A 24,989-nucleotide genomic window follows, 5' to 3' on the forward strand; every position below is an offset into this window, starting at 1 on the left:
ATATTCGGCTCTGGAACACTCCTCCTGCGCTGCATCATCGACATGCCGTGGAAGCGGCTTCTCTTCCCACGAAGGTTCAGGTATGGCGCTTCCGGGCCGTTTCGCTTCAACAAGCAACCGGAGTTCACCGGAAGCGGCTCGATCTGTCTACCTGACTTTGCATAGGGATGAACTCAGGACAACCCGAAAAATTTGACCGCATTTTCGCGGGCGATTTTATTAAACACCGTTTCGCTGATTTTTTTCGTATCCCGCCAGTTGATCAGCACATCCACGAGCTGAACCGGCATCGTCGGAAAGCATATATCCGTACCGAAAAACAACCGGTCCTGAAACTCGGTCAAAAACTTCGGACCGTACTCCGGATCGCGGGATATCGCATTGCAGGCGGTGTAGTCCGATAAATCGCCGTACAAATTCGGATACCTGCGGAACAGCTTCGGCACGACTCCTTCTTCCTTGATCGGCCCTTCGGGAAGACGCCCGACCTGGCCGCCCTTCAGGTCAAAAATGATCGCCCGCTCCCCGGGCGTCTCCAGACGTCCGATCTCGGCCCAGAACAATGGCCCGTGACCGAACATAATCAGATTCGGGAACCGCTGCAGCGTATGCTCCAGCTGCGGCAAGCCCGGATCGTCGTACAAGCCGAACGAGCCGCCGACCTGATCGGAGCCGTCGAAGACGACAGGAAGACCGACACGCTCCGCGTGACGAAACAAATTTTGCACAAGCGGATTCATCAGCGGTACGTTCAGCATAATCTCGCCGACGCCTTTGCATCCCCGGTCCTTATAGTAGGACAGGATACGGTCTAGCGGCGCCTCCGCCGAATTGGTCAGCGCACGCGGATCGACATTGCAGTAAGGAATAAACCGGTCCGGGTATTTCTCGGCCATATCGAGAATGTCCTCGTTCGCCTGCGGAATGTAAATCTCCGGGCTGACGATCGGTAGCAGCACGCCCTTCTCGATTCCCAGCTCGTCGTAACGTTCAAGCAGCTGTTCCGCGGTGCAAAATTGTACGACGAACGGCACCGGCTTCCGGTACGCGTGCGCATGGATATCGATAAACATCGTTTTCGCTCCTCTTTATCGAGTATTGGAACTTTCACGGGTGCAAGTCCGGACCCACGCCGTTGTATCGGCATCGAACCAGGCGGCCGGGTTATCCTGGAACAGACGCAATACGTGGTCCACGTACTGATCCGCCCGAATGGCCATCATTTCCGAGTTTCCGCATGTTGTACGGGCTATGAGACCGAGTTCATCCAGCGCTTGCTGCGTTTTGGCGGCATCGTGAAACGGCCATACGCCCGGCACGTTATGCCGCGCGACCGCGGACATGGCGGCACACTTTAAAGCGGGGTCCGGGATGCCGCCGTAGTAGTGCTCCATCAGCACATACTCTGCGAAATGCTTGAAGGTGTTGTACACCATGCTGATGCCGATAAATACAATAAGCGCTTTACTCAGATACATCTTCTGCCAGGGTGACGAATAGGAGAAGCAATAGTCTCCAAATACGCCCATTCGAGGACCGTACGCCGTATGCTCGGACGTGATCTCCGGTGCCCGGCTGCCCCAGGCCGCTACCGAATGGGTAGCCTGATCGCTGCGGATGCTGTCCGGAAGCAGACGGAACGTCTCGGTAAGGAGACCGACGTCGGAGGGTGAACGATTCACGTCCCAGTTCAGGTAAGCGTTCTGAAAATCCCGCTGTACCAGTGTCGGGAATACGACGGTTCCGTCTGCGGTCACCGTTTCTTTGGCCGCGTCGATCACGGTTAACGGACCGCCCTCGACACGTCCGAAGCTTTTCAGGGAAGAGTGAATGAGCAGCATGTCGGCGGGACGCGCCCCCAGTTCTCGGAATGCGGAAACAATCTGGTCTTTGGTCACAATCGGCAACATGGATTCGCCCCCGCTCGCGGATAGTAGATGGAAACTTCGCTCTCCTTTCCCGGATCAATTCGGAAGATGAGATCATAGCTCAAACACTATTTTATGTATTATATATAATGTATAGCAACATCATACACCACGTTCAAACGGGAAGCAATATGATTTCTTCCGTGCCGGAAATAAACTTCTGCCCTCCTCTGGGATGTTATCGCTTCACATACACAGCCGATAGATTTATGAATAACCGTCCGGCAAATCCTTTATGTCGATTCGTAACACGGTCTACTTAAGAGATCATTTCGTACATCCGGGGACGGTCCTAGGCTTGCAACCCCCTACGTTGGTGCTTGGGAGGAAATGCGTACCCCTGCTCCAGCTGCTCGCTGATCAGGTTTTGGGGTAACGACTCGACTTTTAGCTGAAGCTCGTTACCCTCATATTTGTGCGGGTTTTGGACAAAATTACAGATACAAACAAACCGCTCATATTCGGTCTCCTCTGAAGAAAGGCAGAAGAAGGTCCACACGGCCACCCGTGATGAACGACTTGCGGCACTTGCCGACTTGAAAAGGAAGGGGCCCCTTGTCTGCTTTAGTATGATGGAAAACCTGAATATTCTGGATACTTAAGAAGAAAACGCCCCGTACAGGGCGTTTTCTTAAAGTGTTCGGCGTCCGCACAGGCATCCACCCAACGATAAAATCCCGTTCAGGTACCCGTTCGAATCTTCTTTGTGTATCGTTCTGTTCTGAAAAGGCCAGGTCCGGGCCCGCATTAAAAAACGACGCTTGTTTTGTCCAAGCCGATCAGCGTCATCCCGATTAGAGGATGCCCGCTCCACGTGGAGACCGACAGCTCGTATGTAATGCCGGTCGGGATGGTCCACAAGTCTTCCGCCGGAATCGAGTAGCTGCCAAGCGTAGCACCGACCGGCGCGCTCTGGGCGATAAACGGAGTCGAGTAAATGACCGTACTGGTGGACGTATCGAGTACCGTCACGACAAAGTGCGAGGTCGCGGCGTCTTGAACCCAATGCATACTGCCGCTGTACATGCCCGGTGACGAGATCGTGCCGGTCGGCGCGTATATGTACGTTCCTCCCCATGCCATCGCTTGACCCGACAGCCCAGCCACCATTCCAATGACGAGCAGCCAAACCGCCGCATACCGCAAACCTTTCCTTCTCAGACCGATCCACTCCTTCATTTCAGTTATGGGGCGGGCCGTGAAGCTTCCATTCGGCCCGCTTCCCATCACCCACTATATGCGATTTAGGGCGTTATAGAATAACCGGAATCGCAATACTGATCTGGTTTCTTCCTTATAAAGAGCCGTTAGTCGGCTCCTATAGCAGCGGAGCCCATCACCTGAAGCGAATCGAAATTAACGAACGTGTTCGTCGATTCGGGACGTTTCTCGCCGGTAGCCACGATGCGAATGACGTGTATGCCTTCGGTCAAAGGACCGGTATCGAATATTTCGTGCCGGTATTTGACGTTCGGACTGTACGTATCGATGTTCCCCCGGTACAGGCCGTCCACGTACACATCCGCTTTGCCGCGGGAACCGCCGACCAGACTGAGCACCTTCGCTCGCGTGCCGTAAAACGGTATGTCGACGGAACCGCCGGCGATTCGGGTCTGTCTGGAGCTGCCGCCGGACATTAACGCTGACTCCAATGTCGTCCACACGCCCGAATATTGCGCCAACGGGTGTGCATCTTCCACAGTGGGGAGATAACCCGACATCAGAATGAGAGGAACGCCTGCCGATACTTGTTGTTGTCCGTTTACCGCATAGATCGTATACAAGCCCTCTTGCATCCCTGTCGTTTCCAAATAAACGGGCACGCCGGCGGCTGCCGCCGATCGTGTTCCGTATACCGCTCCGCCCACCGTAACCGCAGCCGCTTCCAAAGCGGATGGAGTCGGCTCAGTCGCCGAAGGTACAAGATACACATAACCCGAAGCCGAGCTTGTTGCCGTCACTTGGCTGCCTGCGAGCGTTCCGACATAGGTGACCTGGGTCACGGTTGGCGGCAATAACTTTGTAAAGGAAAGCGGTATCGCTATCGTTTGTCCGGCGGCGACATAGACCGCATCGGAAACCGTAAGAACATGACCCGGACTGGTCGCCGTAACCCGCTGCCATCCTTCCGGCACGCCGGAAAGCGAGTAAGTGCCGTCGGCACCCGTGTTGAAGGATATCGCCTGATTTCCGGTCAGGTTGACCTTCGCTCCATGTACAAGCTGACCAAACGGGTCGTAAACCGCCCCGATCACAGTCCCGGCGCGTGATACTGCGGGCGGATCGCCTACAGGCCATTCGGCCCGTTCGACATTGCTTATGGAGAACGTATGGAGTCCGGTCCACTGCTTCATCGGAAACGAAGTTTGCGCCGAGCTTCCGTCTTCGCGCACGACGAAGCCCGGATCTTCCCGATCGAATACAAGCAGCGTCCGGTTTCCGTGCGGACGGACCTCGCGTACCAGGAACCCGCGCTTGCTTCCGTCGGGGTGTGCGACGATGACGTAGCGGCCTGCCGCCGATGCAGGTACGCTCGCGGTCGTCAGGATTCCGTCATAGTCGTCTCCGCCCGACAGCCGAAGCGTCCCGACGACGGTCCCCGCAGCCGTTCCCGCCCCGGTCAACTCCCTGTCACCTTTTTTCAGCAGCGTACCGCCCGTCAGCTTCATCTCCCGCACTTGCCCGTCGACAAGCCGGATCAGTCCCATTTCTCCGGACAGGGTCACGTCACCGACGACTAAGGGCATCTGATGTACGGCATAGTTCGGATTGCTCAGCAGCAAATCCGTCGTGCCGCCGTAAGCGACTTTAACGGCGACCGCTCCTTCCGGAGCCTGTTCCGGCTGAAGCCTGTCGATCGCCTCGATTCGCGGCGTCGCCTTGCCGTCATAGGGCTCGAGCAGCGTGATGAACGTGCTTTTCAAATTCGTACCGTCGCGGCGCAACACCAGCTTCGGCAGCGTATACTTGACCGCCTCGTCGTTATTGTCCATATTCCGGCCTTCCAGCCTGGCCGACTTCAGCGACGGCGAGCGCCCCAAGTACAGCTCGTTTACTCCCGGCTCCAGCAGTCCGGTTATATTCAACTTCGATCCGGGCGAGCCGTCTTTGGCGGTAACTAGCGTCAGCTCGTACCGGTCGTGAGGCAGCACCGCCTGCTTCACATCGCGCACATAGATGTATCCGGGGTAATGCCCCTCCGCACTGCCGCTGTCACTGTTGCTGACCGGGGGCACCACTGTCGTGCCGGGCGGCAGCAAGTAAGGCCCGTAATCGTCCAGCGTCATTCCGGTGTCAAAGTAGGCATCGCGATTCGCGTCGCCCTGCAGCGTATATTCGTGCCGGTTCCCTCCCGATACGCGGAACAGGTCGAGCACGTAACCTTGCTGGCCGTCTCCATCCGCAAACGGTACAAACCACGGCTCCCGCCTGTACTCCTCGGTTACCGGATAGGCGCTCTCATAGGAAGCGCGCATCGCCTGGAACCCGTTCTCTTGCGGAACGAACGCTTCCACATTGCCGCCGTGGACCGCATCTCCGCTTACGACCGCATTACGGCTGTTAACGACAACGGTGTTATGAGCCATCGTGGACAACGTATACCAGCGGTAAAACGTATTGAACGTATAGCCCAAGTCGGGCAGCAGTTCCTGACGCGATGCGTACAGCCCCAGGTTCAACGGATCGTAATGGATATGAGTCGGATATTTCGGCTGGAAGCTCATATACAGCTGGGTCTGATCGAGTCCCTGGCCGCCGGACAGCCGGCCGATCCCCGCTGCCGGCAGCAGTGTGGAGCCGGTATCCCCGGGTGCCGAAACTTTCGTATACGCCCAAGTATCCTGAATCGGATAATAATGGCCGTCCGGATAAACGAGCCGCTTCTGGTACTCCAGCGCTTTGCCGATAATCGGGAAATCCCTGGCCATATCCAGGTTTACCAGTCGTTTTCCCGTACGGGGAGAGACGTAGCCAACCGGGTCGGTCCAGCCCTTCAGTTTGTCGGCCGCCTGCTTGATGCCGCTTACCAATTCCATATGATAAGACAACGACACCTCTTGCCAGAAACCGTCGGACAAAAACAAAGTCGACATGAACTCTTCCATCTGCGCTACGACAAAGTGAATGTAGTCCGGCTCGTTCAGCGCTTTGCCCGCCTCGATCATCCCGTTCCAGTTCGTATAGGACAAATTGCCGAGATGTACGGTATAGCTAAGTACATAGTCCAAGGACGGACCGAACATATCGCGGAGCAGCTTGGCTTCCACGTCTTCGCCGGCCTCGGCGCTGAGCACTTCGAACGCATCGGTTTTCTTGACCAGCGAATAAGCCTGGAAAAGCGACGTCAAGTACAACAGATCGGAGCCGTACCAGCGGTACCACATCCCGCCCCAATACGAATACGGTGGGCCCGCGGGGCGGCTGATCGAGTGGTAATTCCACGCCTGATCGATCGTCGGATTGTAGCCTTCGTAAGCTTGGGCGAAACGGTATAACAATCGCGCCGCTCCAAGCGGATCGGTCTGAGCGATCGCTTTCGTTTCGCTAAGCGCCTTGTTTTTCTGCAAATACCACAGATGTCCAGTAATGAAGTACATCTTGCCATCGCCATCTTCGTAATACGGAATACGTACCGTCTCGCCCTTGCCGTTGGTCGTCACATACTCTTTGTTTTCTGCAAACGAAGCGTTCGGATACACCGTGCCCGTCCTCGATGCGATCAGGCTCTGACCGTCAGCCGACAACGTGTACAGATTGTCGGGATAAAGCTCCGGCATTTCCGGCAAGCCGACATAGCGGTATCCCGGCTGTTCCGGAATAAGCGATAACGCTTGCCGCACTCTAGCGGACGGAGCGGACGGAACGACTGCGACCGGCGGTTCATCGGAACCTTGCATCCGTGGCGCGATCGACAAGCCCGAAGCGATCATGCTCTCGCGGTCGAATAGCAGACTCGCCGCCCTAGGCTGCGCCTGAGCCGATGGCGATACGACAAGACGCAGCTGGTAAGCCCCGTCCTTTAGCGGAGCGGGATGCTCAAAGTCGAGTTCGTAAACTCCACCCGACTTCGTCAGATCGAATTCCTCCAATTGCTGCCAGCCGCTATCCGGCCCTTTCCACATCAACTGAAACTTGTCCTTGTTCAAAATAGGGCCAGGAAGCTTGAATCGGAGCCTTTTCCCGGTAAAACCGATGTAAGTAAGCTCGGCCTGTTCCAGCATCCACGGTACGGCGGCACTCGCTCCCGACGCTTGTGAGCCTGGAAATTGTCCAAAAAACAGACTGCCCATCCGGCCTTGATTGACGACCCCGGCATACAGCCGCCCGCCGCCGCCGAAACGGTCCCAATGATCGGAATGGCGGATCGGCACCCAAGCGGTAAGCGGCCGGGTCAGCGAACGGTGAACATGAATGATGTTGATCCGCCATTCGTCGCCGGAAGCTACACCGCCGGGAACGATAGCGGCAAGCGGGATGGCTGCCTCTACCGTAACGCCGCCCTCGGCAGGGGCAATCTTGTAGCTCACACTGCTTAACATCGTGCGTCCGGGATTGACCGTATGATCGCTGCGTTTAGGACTCCACGTCGTGTCTGTGACCGAATGGTCATTCGGGTCTACCGTCAGACGGGCGACATAATGGGTGTCGCCTTCCATCTGCGGACTAATCACAATCTCGATATCCGCCAGCGTGTCCGATTCGGCGTTGTCCATGATTCCGCCGATGTACAAGTAGTCTTCGTCGTAGGCTGCCTTGTACTCGACTTGATGCGGAAGCGGATACTCGTAATAAGCGGTTGCGAAACCGTCCAGCACGGAAGACTGGTTCCACAGCGTCTCGTCCAGGATGCCGTCTATCGCGGGAGAGGCGCTCCACTTGGGAACGATCGTCCATTTGTCGGTATAATACGGGATCGGGGCCGGAACGGCCGCCTCCTCCGCATGCACCGTCCGTTCCGGTCCGTGTACCTCATACCCGCCTGCGAATGTCGTCACCAAGCAGCCAATAATACCCGCCTTCACTAGCTTGTTCATCCCTCAGGCTCCTTTCGGGAACATGTAGTACAGGAAGAAGCGCGCCTCTAATACCGAATCAGTACGCCCATCGTCTGTTCCGGCGCTTCCTTGCATAACCGGTACGCCTGATCGATATCCTGAAAATCGAAGCGATGCCGGATCAGCGGCTTTAAAGAAAGCTTTCTTCCTGCCAATAGTCGGACGAATTCAGCCACATTTCTGCCCTCTGTCCATCTGACATATCCGTCCGGATAATCAAAGCCTTCCTGCTCGTACCTCGCATCGTACCTTCCGGGACCGCCGGCGCGGCAGATCCGGATTTGCGCTTCCTTATGGAACAAAGCGTTGCGCGTAAACGTCGTGTCCGGCACGCCCACGATCACGATATTGCCCCGGTCGCGCAGCCAGCCGATTCCGCAGTCGATCAGACCGTCTCCTTTGCCGCCGCCGAACAGAAGCACGCTATCCGCCCCGTTTCCTGCAATATGGCTCAGGGCCGGCTGCACTTCCTCCGCCCGGTCGTACACGGCCGCATCCGGAAGTATCGTCCTTAGCAGTTCGCACCTGGCCGCAAGAAGATCCAGCGCGACGACCCGATAAGCGGCGGCGCTCGCGATCTGCGCGCCAATCTGCCCGAGGATGCCCAGGCCGACGATCACGGCCGTCTCCCCGAACTGCATGCCCGCTTGTCGCAGCGCATGAATCGCTATGGCGCCAAGACCGCCAAAAGCCGCTTCTTCGGGATCGACGTGATCGGGGACAGGGGCGGTGAGAAATTTCGGCACGAGCCGGTAATCCGCATGTGCTCCTTCGCCATAACAGGCAACGCGCTGGCCGATCTCCACATTTTCCACACCCGCTCCTTTGGCTACGACGATCCCGACCGAATTGTAGCCGAGTCTTATTCCGTCCGCTTTGCCTCGCAGCACCATCGTTTCCGTACCGTTGCTGATGGCGGAACATTCGGTTCGAATGAGCACCTGGTGCTCGCCTGGGACCGGCAGTTCTCTTTCCTCCAAGACGATCCTGCCTGTACGCGCTATTGTCATCGTTGCCTTCTGCACAGTCGTTCTCTCCCTTTATCCGACGGCTATGCGCCGCTATGTCGTTTCACTCCGGCAACCGATCAGCCGTTATTTATTCTTATCTTTTTCAAGTTCCTGCTTCAGCCTTTCGTCCGCTTCACGCAGTGCCGAATTGACGTCGGCTTGGCCTTGCGCCGTTTTGACGAACGTTTGCCAAATGATCGTTTCCTGCAGGCTGCCCGATACACTCGCCTTGTCTTTGCCCCGTTTGGGGGTAGGAGCGGTCGGTTCGTAAAATGTTAGCGCTTTCATATTCTTCGTGGAATAGATCGGATGAGACTTGCCCAGTGCGTCGCGAATCTCCTTTTTGACCAGCGTTGTCGGAATTCCGTTGCGTGAATCCTGCATCTGCACCTCGTCCGAAAGCATCTCCATGATAACCTGGAACGCCTCGTCCTTATGCTTGCTCTGCTGCGTAATCGACCAGTAGGCCGGAGTCCGCTGTCCCATCAGCTTCGGCGCCCCGGCAAGCGTCGGTACGGATACGATATCCCAGTTCACTTCGGGAGGAACGACGAAGTAGACGCTGTGCTGTCCCAAATACATCGCGGACTGTCCCTTCGTAAACACCGCATTTTCCAGCGCAAACGTGCTCTCGACGGCATTGTTCGGAATCTGGTGGAACCGCTTGAAGTTATCGAATATCGATTTCCACTTCGTCTGGTCCGCCAAGCCGTCCTTCTCCGGATCGAGGATGGGCAGCGAGTACGGGTTGTCGCGCAGCAGTGCAATCAGGCTGGAGCTGAACCCGCGGTACACTTTGCCGCCGTCGGTGCGGGACATTTTGATGGCCAGATCGTACACCTCGTCCCAGCTCATGCCGTCGCGCGGGTAAGGAACTCCGAATTTGTCAAACAAATCTTTGTTGTAATACAGGACGGCCGGAAAATAAGGGGGAACCGGCAAGCCGTAAAGGGCACCCGTCTGACCCGTATCGATATTGTCCTGAATAAATGCCGGTACGAACCGGTTCAGGTCATACTTGTTTTTGGCTACCAGTTCCCGCAGATCGTAACCGAGCTGAAGATCGAGGTAGCCGGACTTCATCGTCGGCGTGTCCGTCCGGATAATGTCCGGGACTTCACCGCGTGCCACCTTCTCCGTAATCGAGTTGCCCTTGTCGCTCGTCTGATAATCGAATTTGATATGCGGAAATTTTTTCTCCAGCGCCCCTCTGAACCGGGAATCGAATTCCTCCGGCTTCACTCCCGCCGCATAGATCGTCATCGTGAACGGCTCCGGCGGTTTGGCGCTGCTTCCTGTCCCCGGAGTTCCGCCGGGATCGACCGCTCCCTTCGGATCCGATCCGCAGCCGGCTAATACTGCCATAACTAGCGGTACGCAAGCCGTTAGCTTCCAGTTCCTGCTGATTGCCATATTATATCCCCCTATATGCCATTTTCCGGTTAGCCTCCCTGACGATCGAGAAGTTCTCCGATGCTCCGGTACAGTTCCTCTTCCGAAGTCATATTCGCCCAATACGATTTCAACAGCCGGGCTAGCTCGCCGATCGACGATACGGCAATAGGCAGATCGCGGTGCGTCCGGTACGAGAAGATCAGCTCCCGGTACAGCATATACCGGCCCGGAACGTTCGCGATCTCCCCGCTCCAGCCGGACGGTTCGATTCGCTGCCGCGCAGGAATGCTTAACGTATGTTTGCGGATCAAGCTTTGCGCCCGTTCGGAGGTCAAATAGTCGACGAGCAGCCTCGCCTCCTCCTTATGCCCGGAGTGGGACGCGATACCGGCTCCGGTAGCGACCGTTAGCGTGCGAGGCTCGTGCAGAAACGGCATCGGTGCGACGTCGTATTCGACCTCGGCTTGCTTCCAATCGTTCAGTGCCATATAACTCGTAAGCACCATCGACAATTTGCCCTCAAGAAACATCCGTTCAATATCGGCGTTGTTCTCTGACATGTAACGCGGAAAGACGTTGTGGTTGCACACAATCTCCTTGCACAGGCGTATGCCTTCCATCAGCCGGGCTGCGTCGTCCGGTTCATCCGGGCTTCGTTGCGCGCGCCGGCGCTCTCCGCTTTGCAGCAGGAAGATCGGCCAGCGGTTCACGTCCGGCAGGTGAAAGCAGAAGCCGTACCGCTCTCCGTCCGTCAACTGCTCCGCGTTACGCACCAAATCGTGCCAAGTCCAGCCGCCCGTAGGCTCTGCCAATCCCCGTTCCCGGAAATGCCGCTTGTTATAACACAATACGACCGGTGTAAAGATGATCGGCTGCAGAAACGCACAGCCCTCATGTGAGAACAATTCGTTCAGAAACGGATGCGTATCCGAATGGACTTCGACTTGTTCCAGAATACCGGTGCCCCCACGCTCGCACATTTGCTGAAACTGCATGTTGCTCAAGGTGACTACGTCGAGCGTTCCCGTATCCGCATGCTCATACTCCGGAGAGAAAGAGTAAGCTTTTACGTTCACAGTCACCCAAGAATATAACCGTGTAAAATCTTCCAGAAGCTCGGTCAGCGCCATATTGCGCACTGTAGTTTCATTCAGGCCGAGCGTCAGGACGACCGGCGGTCTTCTGCGCAGGACGCGGTTGCCCACGTTCGGAATTTTCTCGATCCAGCCTTCGCCCGCAAGAATCTCCAGCCCTTTGCGTACAGAAAGATTGCTGATTCCGAAACGGAGTGCAAGCGCTTTCTCAGACGGCAAGTCCGTCCCCGGCTCGTGCAGGCCTTCCACGATTTCGTTTTTTATCGTTTGGACCATATGATCCAGCATTTGGCGGAACTGTTCGTTTGTCGGTCTTCCTCTCATCTGGCGGCTCTCTCCTTGCGTTCGCATAAGCGAAGTTATCCCCTAAATATTCGGCTCCCGATAGGCAATCCCTCCTCGATTGATGTCGCACCCATCCGGTTTATATAATTAGTATTTTTAATAAACCGGATACAGTATATCGTTTTATTCCCTTTCTAAGGCGATTATATCATCCCAATATCTGTTTGAAAACCATTATTATGTAAACCGGTATTGTTATTTAATAAAAATATATAAACCGGTTTACGCGATAGAGGGGTAACTGGTTAAACGAAAAGACCGTTTCCGCCCATTATGAATGAGGCTGGAACGGTCTTTTCGTTCATTAAGAAAAGCTTCTAAACGAAGCTTTTGTATGATGAATGAACCCTAGTAAGCGTAAGCGGAGACTTTTCTTGCGAGCAGATCGTGTTCGGCTTCGCTGAAACGAAATGCGTACGGGCTAAATAACAATATAAGAGTCTCTGGTACCCTCTATTTTCGGCCTAGTGGGATGACAGAGACGAATAGGGGCGGTTTGTACCCCTTATTTCAACCAACGGGTCGGGTCTGCACCCTTTCCGCCGATTATAGAAGTCTCAAACCGCTCTTATTTCCCTGTCCAAGCAGGTTTCGGACAAATTAAGAGGTACAAACCACTCTTAACCGGTTCCCTCCACGTTAGTGGTTTTGACCCAAACAGGCTTGGCCCGATCATACGGTTTCATGATCGTACACCCGGATGTCGATCAGCTCCGCCCGCTCCCCTCCGTTCGTCTTCTCCACAACGAGGCGAATTCGGGACGCCACAACCGGGGACACGAGGTGCACCCTCTTTCTTTTCCGGTTCCCGGTTTCCCGGTGCAGCACCACCCATTCGTCCGATACCCATGACTCCAGCCGATAATCGGCCGCCAATTCGGGAATCGTCTCGAACGGCGTCACGAGATAGTGCAGGTTGTTCAAATATTCATTGACATCGTCGTTAAACGTCAGATGGATCTCCCGGACAGTGACCGGCTCGTCCCATTGCAGCTCCAGCCATTCCCCGCTTCCGCCGGCCATCCTCCCGGACATCCATAGTTGCGGACCGCCGTACGGCCGGATCACTCCGCTCACCGCCTTGCCCGGAGCGTAAGCTAACGTCTCCCCGTGTATACGGAAGCAGATCGGCTTACGGACAAAACGTTTCATTCTCCATTCGAGAACCGGCTGCGCCGGCTTGCTGTCCGCAGGTCTCTCGACTTTGCCGAAGACGAGCACGCCGGTGAGCGGCGAACGCGACTGCCACAGCATCAGCGACGGGTTCGCCTTAACGACGATAAATCCGTTCTGCGGCTCTTCCGGCGTCCATGACAAAGGAACAGTCGTCCATTGTTGCTCTCCTTGGCGCACTTCGACCGACGCCTCGCCGATTTTCCGGAACGGAACGTAATTCTCCTTCCGGCCCGTATCCCACAGCTCGACACGGAGCGTCGTATGGCGCTCGGCATCCAGCAGCAGCTCCAGCTCCCCAAGCTTCGGGTCCACCGGGACGAGCAAGCCGATGTCCGTATCCAGCGGCAGGCGCTCCGCAGGCCGTTCCTCGGCTAATACCGTCATTGTACTGGAGGCGTTCACAACAGCCCGCCGGGCCAAGTTGCGCGGATCGCGGTTCGTCAAGCCGATGATCGAAGCATCCTGATGAAGCAGCGCCTGCTGCAGCTCCGGAAGCCAGCTGCGGTACAGCTCGCGCGGAGTGGTCCCGCTCCTGACGCACAAAGCGGCCGCCGTTCCCGCCGCCTCCCCCATCACCGCACACGTCGCCATCACCCGCGTCGTGCCGAAAGCGACATGCGAAGCGCTAATATTGCGGCCGGCCATCAGCATATTCGATACATTCACCGAATACAGCGAACGGAACGGGATATGGTAATTGCCGTCGGCATGCCAATGCTTCGACCCGCTCTCCTCTGCATACATCCCCTGGGGAGGATGCAGATCGATCGACCATCCTCCGAATGCGACCCGGTCGTCGAATGGAACCTGGCTTAATATATCGTTCTGCGTAAGCACATAATCGCCGATGAACCGGCGGTATTCGCGCTTGCCCGGAACCGCTCCGACCCATTCCAGCGTTAACGTATCCGCCTCGAAACGGCCCGAGTTTTTAATATAGTCCCAGATCCCGTATATGGCGGCCCATAACTCGTCGCGGATGCGCTCGTTCTCGTGGACCGTATCCACTTCCCCGCCCCATTCGATCCACCAGTAATGACAGCCGGAATCGCCCGTGCGGATTATACGCCGCAAAGGAATCGGCGTCTCCGCAATGTTCTTGGCGAACGACGGAGCGACATATTTCACCGGTTTCCCGGCGTCTTTCGTATAAAACAGCATCGTGCTCCCAAGCGTAATATCGTCGGCTTGCTCCGGCGCCCATGCTTCGCCGTACACGCTCCTCGCCTCGCGGCCGATGCGGTATTCCGCTCCCGCCAAAAAGCCGACGAGCCCGTCGCCGGTGCAGTCGGCGAACAGCTCGCTCTCGAAGCGCAATTTCCGCTCCGAACCGGCCATCCATCCGGTCACGGAACGGATACGGCGCTCTTCGGCCGCCCCTTCCGCTTCCACCTCGTGCACATCTGTATTGAGAAACAGCCGGATCTTCTTCTCAGCCAGCACCGTTTCCAGGACGACGAGATCCCAATAATACGGATTGCCATCCGGATTGCGATATTGGTTTTCCAATAGCATTTCCCCGATGATTCCGGTCTCCCGGGCGAACCGGTGCGTGCCGCCGGCCGAAGCTCCGCTCACCCATACGCGAACTTCGCTGCTGGAATTGCCTCCGAGCACCGGTCTGTTCTGTACGAGCGCGACCCGGCTTCCAAGCCGCGCGGCCGCTACGGCAGCGCATACCCCGGCCAACCCTCCCCCGATAACGGTTAAATCCGAACGTACAGTTTCTTCTCTCATCTCTGTCCTCCATGCCCCTTGATTGGTTCCGGTGACGTTCTCCTACCCCGCTACCTCGCTATCCCGCTTATCCACTATTCCGCTCATTTCGCGGTCCAGCCCGTATTTCCGGTACCGCTCTCCTTCACGTAAAGCGTCGCCCCAGGCACTCCGTCCGCCCGCAAATAAAGCGACCCCACAGGAGCCGATACGATGCCTTCCGGGCTGCCGGTTCCGTACCGAATCCCGATCTGGCCCTCTCCAAGCAGCACGCCCGCCGCTTGCAGAAATCCTTCCGCCGCGCCTTCGCGGACGTTCAGCGACGTGCCCGACACGCCGATATTGGGGGCGGTCGTATCGCCGCCGAAATATACCCGTCCGTCCTTCACGAACCACTGGGTTAAACCGGTGGCCGTATCTACGGTCGTGATCGCATTCGTCGACGTCAAGCTTTTGATCGTGGCCGATGCCATCTCGATCCCGGTAGGAGCGTTGTTCACGAATGACATCTTGCGTACCGACTGATCGTCGATCAAGGCGATGCTGCTCGTTCCCGACGGCTGCCGCACGCTGTCGATCGTCGTGATCGGCAGCGTGCCGGTAATGTAGACGCCGCGCCGGACGTTGCCGAAAATTTGCATTCCGCGCACGGTGCACAGTCTGATGTCGGTAGAGACGACATCGATCGCGCTTTCCCCTGTCCCCGAACTGAAATGAACGCCGTCGATCGTTACGTTCGTGCCCGGATTGGACAGCTTCCATACCGCGTTGCAGCCAGCGTTCGGCACTTCCACGTACGTATTCTGGAACGTCCAGGCGCCGCCGCCCGACAGCACAATCATGCCCGCCGCACTGCCGCACCACTGGACCACATTGCCCGAGAAGAACAGCGCCGACGCTTTGCTGGCCGGGACGTCGCAGTAGATGCCTTCCTGGGCGTGGCCGCTAATATAGTTGGCGATAAACCGCCCGGCATACACCTGCTGCCCGATCCGGATGCCCTGCCTGCTGTTCCAGAATTCACATCCCGTTACCGTAGGCGTCCAAGCGGACACCCGCAGCGCAGGTCCGCTGCCGATCCCCGACACGCGGACCCCTTCGAGCAAGCAGGCCCGGGATGCGCCGCCCCAGGTCGCCACGTCGTCCTGCGGCCCCAGAAACGCGACGCCTTCGCTCGATAGGGCGTTCCCTTCGAGCGTAAAGTCCCGCGCAGCGCATGAGAGCGCGTAGCCCGTCGTCTTCGGGTCCGTATTGTCGCCGAAGTGCAGCAGCGGACTGCCGTTCGCCGTATTTTTCAACACCGTTACGAAGCGGCCGGCGCCCCGGAGCAGTTGTCCGTTCGCCTTCACCCGCAGCGTACCGGTGATCGCATACGTGCCGGGCGGCATCCATACCGGCAGTCCGCTATCAAGCGCGGTTTGGATCGCAGCCGTGCAATCCGTCGCCCCGTCTCCGACCGCTCCGAACCAGGCAATGCTGATCTCTCCCTGATGAATCCGTTTCCAGCGGGCTCCCGATGCGGAGACGATCACAAGCCCCGTATTGTCGGGAGAAGTCGTATCGGACCCGTCGTAGAAAAACGGTCCTTCGCATTCGCTGTCGGTCACATAACAGTACGGCACTCCGACCGGACCCGTCATCGCCCGGAGCCCGGCAATCGTCGTAAACGGACAACAGGCCGGGTCCAAGCCGCCGTCCTCGCCGTACACCGAATCATGCACCGACTCGCCCTTGGACTCGTTCGTCAGCATCCCCGCAGTCAATAACGCCGCCCCCGTCATGCCGAGCGCCGAAAGCATCTTCCTCCGGCTCATCGGCGAAGACGGCCGGCTAAGAGGCGAATCGTTCACTTCCATCCTTGCCTCGCGTGTATCCATGCATATCCCCGCTTTCGGTTAGGTTCGGTTTCGTCTGCGCGCGCTTCCGCCCTCGCGCAGACGGCCCCGTCTGTGCTGGCCTGTGCCGGCTATTGGCTTTTCTGCTCGGCAATCGCTTTCTCAAGCTGTTCCTCCGCTTCGCGGAGCAGCGTGTTGACATCACCTTTGCCGGCGACATAATTTTTCAGCTTGGATTCGACGATGCTTAGTCCTTTACGATCATAATCGGACATCGGGAAAGAGGCCGGGTAACGCATCTCGCTAAGCGGCTTCAAATTTTTCCCCGCCGCCGCCGGATTGTTCTCGAAGGCGCGCGCCAATAGCTGCGGGTCCTTAAGCGCCGTTACTCGGCCGTCCCGGGTCGCGTTCAGTTGCACCTCGGGATCGGTGCTGATATACGAGATGATCTGGAACGCCAGATCGACGTGCTTGGAACCGGCCGACAGGACCATGCCGTCGGAGAACAATCCGGCCCCCACCTTCGGTTTGTCCGCAAAAGCCGGGTACGTCACGACGTCCCATTCGAGCCCTTCCTTTTCGAACGCGGCCATATCCGAATTTTGCAGCTGTAAAATGTCTGGCATCATGCCGACCGTACGCTGCTTGAGAAATTCATCCCTGTAATCGAAGAAGGAGCGCACGGTGGACGGGCCCGGATACATGTTCCGGATCGTGTCGAACAATCGTTTCCAGCCTTCGGTCTGGATCGCGGCCTTGCCCGTCTGCGCATCCACATACGGCAAAGACAGCTGCATTTGCGTCCGGTTCGTGCTCAGCGGCGGTCTCATCCCGACATATTGGACACCGTTGTCCTGACGGTTCATTTTGCCCGCCAGGGAGATCACCTCGTCCCACGTCATATGGTCTTTCGGGAACGGAACTCCGAACTTGTTGAACACGTCTTTGTTGTAATGCAAGGCGAATTCAAATACATTAAACGGCAGGAAATACAGCTGCCCGTTCTCCGAATACGACCGGATATTATCCACGACCCCGTCCCTGTACCGGCCAAAGTCGAACTTGTGCTTCTCCGCAAGCGGCCGCAAATCCGCCATTACTTTCAGCGGAGTGAGCGTCTGCAGATTGGTGCTGCCTTCCCATATAATGTCCGGCACATTCCCGACCGTAATCAGATCCTGAATCGTGGCGCTTTTTTGCTCTACCTGCTGCAGCGTCACATGCGGAAACTTGACTCTGACATGCCGGGCAATATACGTCTCGAATTCGGCAGGCGTCAGCTTCGAATAAAACGACAGCGTAACCGGCTCCTGCCGGACGCTCTCCTCCTTGCCCGCTTCCTCGCCGGCCGATGAACGCGGCCCGCTGCCCGAACAACCCCACAACACCATCATGCTTGCAACAGCCACACATACGGCAGTCCTTCGCATGGACGGCCCCCCTTTGTATCATTTGATGAATAGCAGTTTCACAGATAAGTAGATTTAGTAGATTAGTAGATCAATAGATCAAGCGGCGAAAATTCGCGATCCGATGAAATGTAATCAAATTGCCGTTGTGCGCGTCCTTCGCCCGCCCGTCTCCGGAACGGCTCAAGATCACCAGATCCTCGCCGTCGATCGCCATACTCGCATAGTGCCGGGCCTGCCTCGGCGTATCCCCGACCGCCACCAGTCCGGCAAAACACCAATCCACGCAGTTTTGCGAAAAATGCAGCTGCAGCCGGTGCCGCTCGTTTTTGCCGAGACCGTACCGGTCTTCAGGCAGCCGTTCCGCCCTGGTCATGCTGTCCGTCGCCTGCGAGCTGAGCAGCCAATACAGGCCGCAGCGTTCGTCGAACGTGATATGGAACTTCAGATGACCGCCCGGGCATGGGATCAAGGCGAACGTTTTTCCCGAAGGGGATTTTTCGAGTTTCGTTTCGATCGTGCCATCCTCGAGCTCTACCGCTTTCGCAATCGCCGCATATCCGGTGCCTCCCGTATGGGAGCGCATCCACAGATGAAACGTATTCCCTTCCGGGTCATGGAAATAATGGTCCGGATCGTCAAACCGGACTACATTCGTCTCCAGCCAGCCCATGCGGGCGCACTTGCGTCCGGGAGCAACCAGAGCGGACGTTCCCGGCTCCACCTTGTAGAACGGTACTCCGAAATAGTCCAATTCCTCCTCCGGCACCGCCTCGCAGAACGCCAGCTCGGAGGCGAACGTCCAGTTGCTTCGGTCGGTCAAGTCCGCATCCGCCCGTCCCCGCAGCAGCACCGGAGCCAGATCGGAGACCGGCCAGCCCGCTCCGTCCGATCGCACATTCCGCTCCATGACCAGGTACACGTTCCCTTTGGCGTACATCACATTTGCCGGCGCCTGATGCCACATCTGCCCTTGCGTCAGCAGCACCGGCTCGCTCCACATATCGCCGCCGTCGTCGGAGCGGATGATCGCCAAATCGTGACAATGGCCCAGCACGTACAAGCTTCTCCCCGCGGTAAACGGTCTGGCGTGCATGAAAGGAAAGTCCGTCCGGTGCTGCCAAGTGCGGCCCTTGTCATCGGAGACGAACACTTTGCCGAACCACAGCTTGCCTCCCTCGATGCGGCGCTTCTCGCCGGCGATTCCATCGATGCCGGGCCCGCTCATGTCGAGCGTAGCAACCAGTCTGCCGTTCGGCAGCACCGCGATTCCCGGGCTGTACACATAAACGTTCTCGGGGTCCGGCGATTCGTACACCGTTACATATTCGCGAGCCAACTCTCCGACCCGTTCTGCCAAGTTCACCGCGCCTCCTTTGTCTTCGGTTCGTCCCTCTACCGCGCGTTAAAGGGATATGTCTAGCCTAGTAAATTCAATTTACTTTTCCCATGCAATTGTTTATCATCGACCATATACTCCATTTCATTTCAAGGGAGGCCGTCGCATGGAGCCGTATGGTCCGGCCGATGTGGTTCCCCAGCTCGTTCATGTGTTGTATTGGGACCGGAAGGAACGTTTTTTAATTGATACGGACGTCTACCCCGCCTGGGTTATGTTTGCCGTGTGCGAAGGAATTTTCGACTTCCGGATCGGCGATCGGGGCGGAAGCGCTACGAGCGGAGATCTTGTCATATGCCCGCCTGGCGTGCCGTTATGGCGGGAGGTGGTGCGGACGTTATCGTTTTTCGTCATTCATTTCCACTGGAATTTGCCGGATTCGAGGCAGACGATCGAGGAAGCTTCGCGACTGGCGATGCTCCCGCAAGGGAAGGTTACGCTTCGCGACAGCCGGCGCTTATCGTCGACTTATCAATATTTGCTTGAGCTTTGGCCGAAACGGGACAAGCTGCATCGCCGCCGGCAAAACTTGCTGCTGAACGACATGTGGCTCCAATATTGCCTCGAAACGGAAGCGGCCCGGAAGCTGGAAAAGCCGGCAGATGCGCTTATGCAACAGGCTGTGCGGCTGTTGGAGGCGCGCGCGTACGATAGCCGGTTCAGTATGAAAGCGCTGTCTGCCGAGCTTGAGCTGTCCCCCGTTCAATTTACCCGCAGGTTCAAATCGCAATTTGGCAAAACGCCTACGGATTTCGTCGTGAATCTGAGGCTGGATAAGGTTCGGCAAATGCTCCTGGAGACGAGCTACCCGCTCGATCTGATCGCCGAGTTGTGCGGATACGAGAACGGGTTTTACTTAAGCCGCGTCTTCTCCAAAAAATTCGAGATGAGTCCCTCCATGTACCGCAGCGTCCATCAAATCTGACGCGACATCGGGAGGTTCGGGGGACCGAGTTTCCGGGGTGCGGGGGCTCGGAGTGCGGGGTTCCAGGGTTCCGGGTTCGGGGTGCGGGGGTTCAAGCTTCAAAAGTTGCGGGCTCCTGCTGGCTCAAGAAATGTCGCGGCTGGGTTATTCGTGAAAAATCTGGTCGAAGGACTTTTCCGGAGGGCGGACGAATGACCGCATACGGGGCAGACTTTTGGCGGGCAAAACGAGTTCCGGTTCGCTGAAATTTATCTGCTGGCTGGTTCCAAAAACAAGATAAGAGTCTTTGGCAGCCTTTATATTCGGCCAATTTGGAAGGCGCTGCCGAATAGAAGCGGTTTGCATCCCTTATTTCATACCAATTGGCTCGATCAGCACCATTTCGCGGATATTAGCAGCTTCAAACCGCTCTTATTTCCCCGTTCAAGCGAATTTCGGGCAAATTAAGGGGTATGAACCGCTCTTATTCGGCTCCTCTCCTGCCCGGGAACAAGGGACATACATGACGCCGCCTCTTCCATGTTGAACATAGTGCGCCAGTATAGACTTTTAGCGCGACTATGGGCGAGCGGCTGTAGTGCGAGTAACCATTTTGTTCCAGGTGCTCACAAATGGGTTTGCACGTCAATGGACCGTCCGGCAGAACCGGACGGTTTTTAATTCAGAGGTGTAAGTTCGGTACCGTAAGAAGCGAGAAGAGTGACCAGTCAGGCAGGAGCGGGTAGGCGAAGTTGAGACTTATTTATCCGTAGCAATCAAGGCCTTCGGCATGTAATGCTTCTAAGCGAAGTCTTTCCACGATTGCTGAACACTCTTTAACTTTCAAAAAATCTCGCGTACCCTTTATGGAAGTCAGGCTTCCTGGGGTCGTTCCGGATGTTCTCGATCATATCGTATAAGCCGTAGATCCGGTCATACATTTGACTCCTGTCATACAACCGGCTATCCTCCGAACCGTATGCCTCAAGCACCGCATGCCGGAACTCCTCCCGATAATAACGCATATACATAAAATCCAGCGCCGGGTCTTCCACGCCCGCCTCGCCAAAGTCCAATACTCCCAGGCGGCCGGCATCCGAATCCCACACGATGTTATCGAAATGGAAATCTCCATGCACAACACAGGTCTCCACCGTCGCCGCGCTCTCATAATACTCGTTCAGGAATACCGTCACCTGCCGAATCTCGGAAGCAGACAGCCGGGTCACCAGCAGCTTCAGCCCGGACTCCATATCCCTCGACACATCCTGGGCAAATCCGGACCGCAGGCCGAGCCCTTGTGCGGGCATACGGTGAAGCTGCCTTAATAAGCTTCCCACCGCGCTGCCGATCCGCCGCCCCTCTTCCGGATTTTCCTCCACAAGCCGAGGCGTAATCCGTTCTCCCGGGACATAGGTTTCCACGGCGAAATGATTCGCCTGCGACCGATACCGGCACACCGGTAAAATCGCCTCCGACTGCATGGCTAACCGGCGAATCAGCTCTTGTCTTGCGTCGTATGTCTCTGTCCGCAGACCGTCGCGAAAAAACGAAATAACCGTTTGTTGATCCAAAATAACCACATCTTTCTCGCAGCCCGTCGTAATGACCTTGAGCTCCCGATACGGCAAATCTCCGATTTCGGCTTTCACAAGTTCCAGCCTTTGATCAAGCAGCTGCTCGTTCATCCTTTTCCCCTTGGCGTCAGACTTAAGAGTACCGCGGAATTCCAGCCGGACGAGCCGCCTTACAGCTCGACGACTTTCGTAGCAATATGGTCGCAAAACTCGCTGTCATGCTCCACGAACAAGATCGTCGGCGAATGTTCGAGCAGCAGCTCCTCGATCTGCATCCGGGAAATAACGTCGATGTAATTAAGCGGCTCATCCCAGACGTGCAAATGTACTTTTTCACAAAGACTTTTGGCAATCAGCACCTTTTTCTTCTGGCCGCCGCTATACGTGGAGATATCCTTCTCGAATTGGACTCTGGAGAAATCCAGTTTCCTTAAAATCGATTTAAACAAGCTTTCGTCAATCTCATGCTCTCTCGCATAATCCGATAAAGATCCTTGTAAATGCGAGGTGTCCTGGGAGACGTAAGAAATTTTCAGCTGACTTCCTTTCCGGAACGTGCCCGTATAGGGTACATCCTCACCGCAAATCAGCTTGATCAGGCTTGACTTGCCGGAGCCGTTTTTCCCCGCCAGCGCGATTCGATCCCCCTGCCCGATCGTAAAGCTGGTCTCCGGACAAACCTGCCTCTCACCGTAATAGATCGATACTTTGTCAAGCTCGACAAGCTGGTGTTTATGATACGTCAACTGGGAAATTTTCAAGCTTTCGGACGTTTCCACATTTTTCAGCAGCTTGGACTTTTCCTCGATCGCGGACTGCTGCCTGTGCTCCATCGATTTGGAGCGTTTCATCATTTTGGCGGCTTTATGGCCGACATACCCTTTATCCACCTTGGAGCCGGAATTTCTTGTGCCGTTTTTCGTTTTTTCCACTTCGTGCGACCAGTTCCCCGTCCTTCTGGACGATTCCGACAGGCGCTGAATATCTTTTTTCAGCTTTTCGTTCTCCGCCAGCTCGTAATCGTCCTGTCTTTGTTTATTGGCCCACCAGTCCGAGAAGTTGCCTTTTTGAACCTCGATATGAGTCTTGTTGATCGAGAGAATATGGTCGACGCAGTTATCGAGAAACGCCCGGTCGTGGGAGACGAGGATATAGCCGTTCTTCTTGCTGAGATAATCGCTGACCCGTTTTCTTGCTTCTTTATCGAGATGATTGGTCGGTTCGTCGATCAGCAGAAATCGGTTTTCTTTCAAAAACAAGGCGGCCAGCAGCACCTTCGTCTGTTCTCCGTTAGACAACGAGTCGAAGGGACGATATAAGACGTCCTCCGATACGTCAAGCAGCGACAGCTCGCGCATCAATTGCCAATGGACATAATCCGGGTAAATGTCGCCGACTACATCCACTGTGTTTTGTTCCTTGTTATCGACCGGGTACGGGAAGTATTCGAAATTGACATTAGCGGAAATCGTGCCGCTGTATTCATATTTGCCGAGCAGCAAGTTCAGAAAAGTCGTCTTCCCTCTGCCGTTGCGGCCCGTAAATCCCAGCTTCCAGTCGGTATCGAGCTGGAAATTGACGTTCTCGAAAATGTTATCGTAACTGCCGTCGTAAGCGAAAGTCAGGTTCACTACATTGATTAATGACATAAATATCCTCCTGTATAGAAAATAAAAGAGCCGCAAGAAAGTTACCTTTCAGCAGCTCAAATAAATACAGCAAATCCGGCCCGTTAATGGACCAGATCCGGATATTTACGTTGAGTGATCCGAATAACGTAACTTTCTTGCATATAACGAATAAAACAGGCGAAATAATCGCTTTGATGTTTTATTTCATTACAATCTGCAAGAACAATCACATTATTCTTCTCAACTCCTAGATTCAAATTAACCGTATCATATCACGTTCAAGACCGCCGATCAACTGGAGCGTACAAAAAACTTTGCAGCGTATGTTTCCGCACGGCCCTTCCCTTGACTTCCCTCCCCTTCCATTGCGCTTCCGCCAGTTCCCCATCCATCCCGGCTTCCTGTAAGCCGGCCGGTTATCTTTTCCTCCACAGCATTTTGCCGATATAAAATACAGCCGCTCCAAGCAGAATCAGCCCTGAAGCTTCAAGCACGCTCCACACCGGACTGGAGATCGTACCGATCGCCGTCTGCTGCTGTAAATAGTCTACGGATTCGTATGCGTTAATCAGGTCCGGAACGTATTCTTTGGTTAGATACATCCCCCGTACGACCTGAACCACATAATAGACGACCGCAATAATAACTCCGGCCAGGAGAGATTGAACGATCGATTTTCTCATCGCGCCCTTCCTTCCTTAGTCGTGACGACTACATCCTTCCTCTTGGAATACTTTACCATACGAACCGTAATCGGTACAGTGGGCCGCAGTGGGCTGCGTGTTCGGCCGCTGCGCACTTTTGTGCCAAACTGTGCCCAAAGGAGACTGCTGAACTATCAGACAGCCTCCGGGCAGAGGAACGATTCCCCGGGACATCCTCGCAACCGACGACGCTTGATCTGCGATCTTTATTTTTCAGCTTCTCCAGTTCTTTGTTGATCAGCTCTATCATCTCCAGCTTCATATGCGGATACCTTTTCTGAATCGGGTCGATGATCGACGTCTGGAACGCGGCATCGCCCATACTGCTGTTAAACACGGTCAACGTAACCGGGTCGGTGTTGATGACCGGTTCTTTCGCCGTTTATTTACGTCATTATTCAATTTCAAAACTTGAAGTTCCCGGTGACAGAGATAAGACATGGGAAAACCTTAAAAAGTCCACTCATATGTTATGGAAATCCGCGATCTTATTTGGTCCCGGCGTTCCTGGTAGGCAAGGTAATTTTCAGAGTGGCCATAATAATGTACCCACTGATGACGGTCTCCATATTGGCACTTTAGGCGTAGTGGTAATTAAAACTTAATGCAAACGAGGAGATCAAGACGAGACAATCTGGTGGGCGCTATGGGATTTTCACGATGGATGGAATGGCGGAAATAGCGTAAGCGTCAAACTGTCCCCACCTTCAAACGGATTGAATCCCATGAGAAAATGAGGTAACCGAGAACGCAAGGAGGTTGCCCCATTTGGCAAATGAACATCTTCGACAGCAATGGGTCACACGCATC

General features: G+C 55.7%; 14 protein-coding genes and 1 pseudogene. 1 reads left to right on the forward strand and 14 read right to left on the reverse strand.

Translation table 11 applies throughout. From position 1 onward, the window contains the following. Positions 1–173: 173 nt before the first annotated feature. The 11 genes from AC3Y2E_RS28085 to AC3Y2E_RS28135 all read right to left on the reverse strand — a co-directional run bounded on the left by AC3Y2E_RS28085 (position 174) and on the right by AC3Y2E_RS28135 (position 19,324). Entirely contained in the window at positions 174–1,073 is a 900-nt protein-coding gene (locus AC3Y2E_RS28085; RefSeq protein ID WP_190926806.1) for an amidohydrolase family protein, read from the reverse strand. Positions 1,074–1,088: 15 nt separating this feature from the next. Then, positions 1,089–1,910: an AAC(3) family N-acetyltransferase gene (locus AC3Y2E_RS28090; RefSeq protein WP_379216398.1), complete on the reverse strand. Its 822-nt coding sequence runs from the start codon at positions 1,908–1,910 to the stop codon at positions 1,089–1,091. Positions 1,911–2,675: 765 nt separating this feature from the next. Continuing rightward, positions 2,676–3,074, reverse strand: coding sequence for a hypothetical protein (locus tag AC3Y2E_RS28095; RefSeq protein ID WP_379216400.1), 399 nt, complete (start codon positions 3,072–3,074; stop codon positions 2,676–2,678). Positions 3,075–3,235: 161 nt separating this feature from the next. Further along, positions 3,236–7,963: a carboxypeptidase regulatory-like domain-containing protein gene (locus AC3Y2E_RS28100; protein WP_379216402.1), complete on the reverse strand. Its 4,728-nt coding sequence runs from the start codon at positions 7,961–7,963 to the stop codon at positions 3,236–3,238. A 47-nt stretch (positions 7,964–8,010) separates the two neighbouring features. Beyond that, positions 8,011–8,994, reverse strand: a complete 984-nt coding sequence (locus AC3Y2E_RS28105) for a zinc-dependent alcohol dehydrogenase (protein WP_379216405.1) — start codon at positions 8,992–8,994, stop codon at positions 8,011–8,013. An 84-nt stretch (positions 8,995–9,078) separates the two neighbouring features. After that, positions 9,079–10,407: an ABC transporter substrate-binding protein gene (locus AC3Y2E_RS28110; RefSeq protein WP_379216408.1), complete on the reverse strand. Its 1,329-nt coding sequence runs from the start codon at positions 10,405–10,407 to the stop codon at positions 9,079–9,081. Positions 10,408–10,436: 29 nt separating this feature from the next. Then, the gene (locus tag AC3Y2E_RS28115; protein WP_379216410.1) at positions 10,437–11,807 is read right to left on the reverse strand and encodes an extracellular solute-binding protein; all 1,371 of its coding nucleotides are present in this window, start codon (positions 11,805–11,807) and stop codon (positions 10,437–10,439) included. A gap of 693 nt (positions 11,808–12,500) precedes the next feature. Next, positions 12,501–14,741, reverse strand: a complete 2,241-nt coding sequence (locus AC3Y2E_RS28120; protein ID WP_379216412.1) for an FAD-dependent oxidoreductase — start codon at positions 14,739–14,741, stop codon at positions 12,501–12,503. Positions 14,742–14,824: 83 nt separating this feature from the next. Further along, the gene (locus tag AC3Y2E_RS28125) at positions 14,825–16,597 is read right to left on the reverse strand and encodes a putative phage tail protein (RefSeq protein WP_379216414.1); all 1,773 of its coding nucleotides are present in this window, start codon (positions 16,595–16,597) and stop codon (positions 14,825–14,827) included. Positions 16,598–16,686: 89 nt separating this feature from the next. Next, complete coding sequence (locus AC3Y2E_RS28130; protein ID WP_379216416.1) at positions 16,687–17,985, reverse strand: ABC transporter substrate-binding protein; 1,299 nt, start codon at positions 17,983–17,985, stop codon at positions 16,687–16,689. Positions 17,986–18,055: 70 nt separating this feature from the next. Further along, complete coding sequence (locus AC3Y2E_RS28135; RefSeq protein ID WP_379216418.1) at positions 18,056–19,324, reverse strand: sialidase family protein; 1,269 nt, start codon at positions 19,322–19,324, stop codon at positions 18,056–18,058. Positions 19,325–19,469: 145 nt separating this feature from the next. Here AC3Y2E_RS28135 and AC3Y2E_RS28140 point away from each other — a divergent pair, with 145 nt between their 5' ends. Next, positions 19,470–20,288, forward strand: a complete 819-nt coding sequence (locus tag AC3Y2E_RS28140) for an AraC family transcriptional regulator (RefSeq protein WP_379216420.1) — start codon at positions 19,470–19,472, stop codon at positions 20,286–20,288. A gap of 815 nt (positions 20,289–21,103) precedes the next feature. Here the strand turns inward: AC3Y2E_RS28140 and AC3Y2E_RS28145 are convergent. From AC3Y2E_RS28145 to AC3Y2E_RS28155, 3 genes and pseudogenes are all read right to left on the reverse strand, one after another. Then, positions 21,104–21,955, reverse strand: coding sequence for a phosphotransferase family protein (locus tag AC3Y2E_RS28145; protein WP_379216422.1), 852 nt, complete (start codon positions 21,953–21,955; stop codon positions 21,104–21,106). A 59-nt stretch (positions 21,956–22,014) separates the two neighbouring features. Continuing rightward, positions 22,015–23,493, reverse strand: coding sequence for an Lsa family ABC-F type ribosomal protection protein (locus AC3Y2E_RS28150; RefSeq protein ID WP_379216425.1), 1,479 nt, complete (start codon positions 23,491–23,493; stop codon positions 22,015–22,017). Positions 23,494–23,987: 494 nt separating this feature from the next. Then, positions 23,988–24,098: pseudogene (locus tag AC3Y2E_RS28155) on the reverse strand (cytochrome b6); the annotation flags it as partial. Between the last annotated feature and the right edge of the window lie 891 nt (positions 24,099–24,989).

This window comes from Paenibacillus sp. MAH-35, from assembly GCF_058135425.1.

Bases quoted from the DNA above. Each gene is read 5' to 3' on its own strand.
- AC3Y2E_RS28090 (WP_379216398.1), bottom strand. From the start codon at position 1,910: ATGTTGCCGATTGTGACCAAAGACCAGATTGTTTCCGCATTCCGAGAA.
- AC3Y2E_RS28145 (WP_379216422.1), bottom strand. From the start codon at position 21,955: ATGAACGAGCAGCTGCTTGATCAAAGGCTGGAACTTGTGAAAGCCGAA.
- AC3Y2E_RS28125 (WP_379216414.1), bottom strand. From the start codon at position 16,597: ATGGATACACGCGAGGCAAGGATGGAAGTGAACGATTCGCCTCTTAGC.
- AC3Y2E_RS28120 (WP_379216412.1), bottom strand. From the start codon at position 14,741: ATGAGAGAAGAAACTGTACGTTCGGATTTAACCGTTATCGGGGGAGGG.
- AC3Y2E_RS28100 (WP_379216402.1), bottom strand. From the start codon at position 7,963: ATGAACAAGCTAGTGAAGGCGGGTATTATTGGCTGCTTGGTGACGACA.
- AC3Y2E_RS28150 (WP_379216425.1), bottom strand. From the start codon at position 23,493: ATGTCATTAATCAATGTAGTGAACCTGACTTTCGCTTACGACGGCAGT.
- AC3Y2E_RS28130 (WP_379216416.1), bottom strand. From the start codon at position 17,985: ATGCGAAGGACTGCCGTATGTGTGGCTGTTGCAAGCATGATGGTGTTG.
- AC3Y2E_RS28110 (WP_379216408.1), bottom strand. From the start codon at position 10,407: ATGGCAATCAGCAGGAACTGGAAGCTAACGGCTTGCGTACCGCTAGTT.
- AC3Y2E_RS28085 (WP_190926806.1), bottom strand. From the start codon at position 1,073: ATGTTTATCGATATCCATGCGCACGCGTACCGGAAGCCGGTGCCGTTC.
- AC3Y2E_RS28115 (WP_379216410.1), bottom strand. From the start codon at position 11,807: ATGAGAGGAAGACCGACAAACGAACAGTTCCGCCAAATGCTGGATCAT.
- AC3Y2E_RS28105 (WP_379216405.1), bottom strand. From the start codon at position 8,994: ATGACAATAGCGCGTACAGGCAGGATCGTCTTGGAGGAAAGAGAACTG.
- AC3Y2E_RS28140 (WP_379216420.1), top strand. From the start codon at position 19,470: ATGGAGCCGTATGGTCCGGCCGATGTGGTTCCCCAGCTCGTTCATGTG.